This is a genomic window from Actinoallomurus acaciae (assembly GCF_042429965.1).
Lineage (GTDB): Bacteria > Actinomycetota > Actinomycetes > Streptosporangiales > Streptosporangiaceae > Actinoallomurus > Actinoallomurus acaciae.
This window is the reverse complement of the sequence record NZ_JBHLZP010001262.1, coordinates 1-624: the sequence shown is the minus strand read 5'-3', so window position 1 is coordinate 624 and position 624 is coordinate 1. Positions and strand designations below refer to the sequence as shown.

Genomic DNA, 624 nt, shown 5'->3' with positions numbered 1-624 from the left:
CAGCAGTACAGTGACTTCGCCGCGCGGCAGCGTAGAAATCGACAGATGCTCAATAATCCGCCGTTTGCCGTAACCGGCGCACAGCGCATTAATCGTAAGCCCGCTCATGACATACTCCCTCGATGACGCATTACAATGCTCAGAAAGAACGGAACGCCTACCAGCGAGGTAACAATTCCTACCGGTAAAATGACACCGGGAATGATGTTCTTCGACGCTACCGAGGCCAGCGATAGCACCAGCCCACCGATAAGGATGCTTCCGGGCAAATAAAAGCGATGATCTTCTCCCAGCAACAGGCGAGAAATATGCGGTGCAACCAGGCCAATAAAGCCAATTGGCCCCACAAACGCAACCGAAAGGGCCGCCAGCAGGCTGATGCGCAGCAGGGAACCCAGGCGCAAACGGCGAACATCAATGCCAAAACTCATCGCCCGCTCTTCGCCGAGGCGTAGCGCGGTAAGCTGCCAGGCACGACGCAGCGACCAGGGTAAAACAATCGCCATCGCCGCCGCCAGCACCGCCAGTTTCTCCCATGATGCGCGAGCCAGGCTGCCCATCGTCCAGAACACCAGGCCCTGCAAAGTATCTTCATCGGCGACAAACTGCATAATGGACACCAGC

Annotated in this window: 1 protein-coding gene; it reads right to left on the bottom strand. The window is 56.9% G+C overall.

Features of this window, described 5'->3' with window-relative positions:
- Positions 1-104: 104 nt before the first annotated feature.
- The coding region (locus tag ACFFNX_RS52600; RefSeq protein ID WP_214229650.1) for a FecCD family ABC transporter permease at positions 105-624 on the bottom strand (520 nt) is incomplete at its 5' end.